Genomic DNA, 3,315 nt, shown 5'->3' with positions numbered 1-3,315 from the left:
CCATCGACGTGGTGGGTCACGCGGCCGGCTGGGCGAGCCACTCCGGCAACGCGTCGAAGTCGTCCTGACCCAAGGCGAGGAGCATCGCGTCGGCAGGCGTCGGCTCGAACGGCTCCCGCAGCAGCGGCATACCCGCCTGCTCGGGCGTCCGGTTCGCCTTCCGGTGATTGTCCTCGGCACACGAGGCCACCGTGTTCAACCATGTGTCCTGCCCGCCGAGCGACCGCGGCACCACGTGGTCGACGGTCGTCCCCCGCCGCCCGCAGTACGCGCACCGGTGCCGGTCCCGGACCAGCACGCCCCGCCTCGACCATGGAGCGCGTCTTCGGAAGGGCACCCGTACGTATTGGCACAGCCTGATCACCCGGGGCGCCGGTATGTCGAGCGCGGCTCCGCGCATCCGCAGTTGAGGGTGGGCCTGTTCGACGACGGCCTTGTCCTGGAGCACCAGAACGACGGCTCGATGAAGCGTCACCGTCGACAACGGCTCGAAGCTCGCGTTGAGTACCAGCGTGTCCCGCATACCAGCCCACCTCCCGTGCGCACCGGCCCACCCCGTGGCGGGCTGGGATCAACTCTGGCCGGGCACGCCGAGATGGACAACGCAATATCTGCTGCTCCTGCGAGGGGGAAAGCTCCCCCACGCCCCCCCCGGCAACAAAAATGCCCGCCCCTGATCCATTCCAAGACCAGGGGCGGGCAAACGTTCCATGAACGCTCGGAACACTGGGGCATGCCCGGCAACCGCCGACGCAGACGGGCGTGCCGGCTCCCGTCTGCGGCATGATCCGCCGGACAGGTCCCTAGCCCTCGGTGGACACCTCGTACTCACCGATCAGCTGGGCACGCGCGATCGTGTGGAACCGCAGATTGAAGCCGACGAACGCCGGGGTGGCTTCCGCGTCCGGCCCCAGCTTCTCCTGGTCCACGGCGTACACCGTGAACACGTACCGGTGCGGCCCGTCCCCGGCCGGCGGCGCGGCACCGCCGAAGTCCTTGCTGCCGAAGTCGTTGCGCGCCTGTACGGCCCCCTCCGGCAGCCCCTCGAACTTGCCACTGCCCGCGCCCACCGGCAGCTCGGTCACCGAGGCCGGGATGTCGAACACGACCCAGTGCCAGAACCCGCTGCCCGTCGGGGCGTCCGGGTCGTAGCACGTCACGGCGAAGCTTTTGGTCTCGGCGGGGAAACCCTCCCACCGCAGTTGCGGCGAGGTGTTGCCGGCCGCGTGAACCTGAGCGTCCTTGAGCGTCGCCCCCTCCTGGACGTCCTCACTCGTGACCGTGAACGCCGGCACGGGCGGGTGGAAGTCATGGGGGAGCGGCCGCCGCTTGAGCTCGGTCACCTCGGTACCTCCTGATCGTTCGGTGCAGTGCGGTCCGAGCCTAGAACCCCTAGAACCAGTTCCGCTTGCTGCCGACCTCGGACAGCCACTGGTTGACGTACGCCGTCCAGTCGGTCCCCTGGTAGTCGTTCAGCCCCACCTTGAAGGAACGGAACGTGTCGCTGCCCTCGCTGAACAGCCCGGGCTTCTTGTCCATCTCCAGCACGACGTCCATCGCCTGAGCATCGGCGACGAAGCTCAGCTCGACCTGGTTCAGTCCTCGGTACTGCTGCGGCGGGAGGAACTCGATCTCCTGGTAGAACGGCAGCTTCTGCCGTGTACCGCGGATGTGGCCCCGCTCCATGTCCGCGCTCTTGAAGCGGAAGCCCAGCCCGATGAACGCGTCCAGGATCGCCTTCTGCGCCGGCAGCGGGTGCACGTTGATCGGGTCCAGGTCACCGGAGTCCACGGCGCGCGCGATCTCCAGCTCCGTGGTCACGCCGATGTCCATCCCGCGCAGCGTCTGCCCGTCGATCGTCGTGATCGGCGTCTCCCACGGAATCTCGAGCCCGAACTGCACGGCGTGTACGGCGTTCGCCTTCAGCTCGAAGGCACCACCGAGCCGGCTCTTCGTGAACTCGATGTCCTGCTTGTACTCCTGGTCGCCGCTCTCCACCTCGACCTTGGCCTGCAGCCCGACCGACAGCGCCTCGATCTGCTGGTCGACGGACCCGCCCTGGATCCGCACCTCGCCCTGGACGACACCGCCCGGAACGACGTTGGCCTCGCTCAGCACGGTCTCGACCGAAGCCCCGCCGGCCCCCAGGCTCGCGAGCAGCTTCTTGAACGCCATGTCTCTCCCTCTCCAGGCTTTGTGTGAACCCCTGATCCCTACAAACGCGATTCGGCCGTGACCGGTTCCGCGCCCCGCCCCCTGGCACGGCGGACACTCCCTGGCCACCCCGCGCACGGACCCGGCTGCGTTACGCTCGGACAGCATGATCGCGAGCCCCGACCGTACGCCTCTGCCCAGAGATTTCTTCGACCGGCCCATCCTCGAGGTGGCCCCGGACCTCCTGGGCCGCATCCTGGTCCGCGACACCCCGGACGGTCCGATCGCCCTCCGCCTGACGGAGGTCGAGGCCTACGACGGTCAGAACGACCCCGGCTCCCACGCCTACCGAGGTCGCACGCCCCGCAACGAAGTGATGTTCGGTCCCCCCGGACACGTGTACGTCTACTTCACCTATGGCATGTGGTTCTGCATGAATCTGGTGTGCGGTCCCGAGGGCAGGGCGAGCGCCGTTCTGCTCCGCGCCGGCGAGATCATCGAGGGCGCCGAGCTGGCCCGCACCCGTCGACTCTCCGCCCGCAATGACAAGGAACTGGCCAAAGGCCCGGCCCGCCTCGCCACCGCCCTGGGCGTGGACCGATCCTTGAACGGCACGGACGCCTGCACCGCCGAGGCCACCCCCCTGCGCGTCCTGACCGGCGCACCTGTGCCCCGCGACCAGGTACTCAACGGCCCACGCACCGGCGTGGCCGGCGAGGGCGGCGTCCATCCCTGGCGTTACTGGGTCGCCGATGACCCGACGGTCAGTCCCTATCGGGCCCATGTGCCCCGCCGCCGAAGTTGACTCTCCCTTGACAGGCGCGTAACGTAGCCCGAGCCGCTTGACCCGGGTACGGCAATCGCCTGCAGCCGGAAGCGGCCAACCCACTACCTACGACTTCTCCTCAGCGGGGGCGAATCTGGCGTGTCCGCATGCCTGAATTCAAACTCGCGAGACTCGATTATGAGTCCACGGAGGAATCGGCTAACGTAGTGAATGTCGAAAGGCCGACGGGCGAAAGCCAGAAGGCCTCGACAAATCCCGCCGACAGGGAATCAGGGCCGAAAGGATCTGATAGAGTCGGAAACGCAAGACCGAAGGGAAGCGCCCGGAGGAAAGCCTGAGAGAGTCTCTCGGGTGAGTACAAAGGAAGCGTCCGT

General features: G+C 67.8%; 4 protein-coding genes. 1 reads left to right on the top strand and 3 read right to left on the bottom strand.

Features of this window, described 5'->3' with window-relative positions:
- Positions 1–16 precede the first annotated feature (16 nt).
- The 3 genes from EBH09_RS07610 to EBH09_RS07600 form a co-directional block, all read right to left on the bottom strand.
- Positions 17–523, bottom strand: coding sequence for an HNH endonuclease (locus tag EBH09_RS07610; protein WP_121746287.1), 507 nt, complete (start codon positions 521–523; stop codon positions 17–19).
- A gap of 280 nt (positions 524–803) precedes the next feature.
- On the bottom strand, positions 804–1,343 hold the full coding sequence (locus tag EBH09_RS07605) for a YbhB/YbcL family Raf kinase inhibitor-like protein (protein ID WP_121746286.1): 540 nt from the start codon (positions 1,341–1,343) through the stop codon (positions 804–806).
- Between the two features lie 49 nt (positions 1,344–1,392).
- Entirely contained in the window at positions 1,393–2,175 is a 783-nt protein-coding gene (locus EBH09_RS07600) for a sporulation protein (RefSeq protein ID WP_121746285.1), read from the bottom strand.
- A 145-nt stretch (positions 2,176–2,320) separates the two neighbouring features.
- Between EBH09_RS07600 and EBH09_RS07595 the strand changes: the two genes are divergently transcribed.
- Positions 2,321–2,959, top strand: coding sequence for a DNA-3-methyladenine glycosylase (locus EBH09_RS07595; RefSeq protein ID WP_121746284.1), 639 nt, complete (start codon positions 2,321–2,323; stop codon positions 2,957–2,959).
- Positions 2,960–3,315 lie beyond the last annotated feature (356 nt).

The sequence above is a fragment of the Streptomyces sp. E2N166 genome, from assembly GCF_003671715.1.
Lineage (GTDB): Bacteria > Actinomycetota > Actinomycetes > Streptomycetales > Streptomycetaceae > Streptomyces > Streptomyces thinghirensis.
Note: the sequence above shows the minus strand (reverse complement) of the source record. Positions and strands in the feature narration are given on the sequence as shown.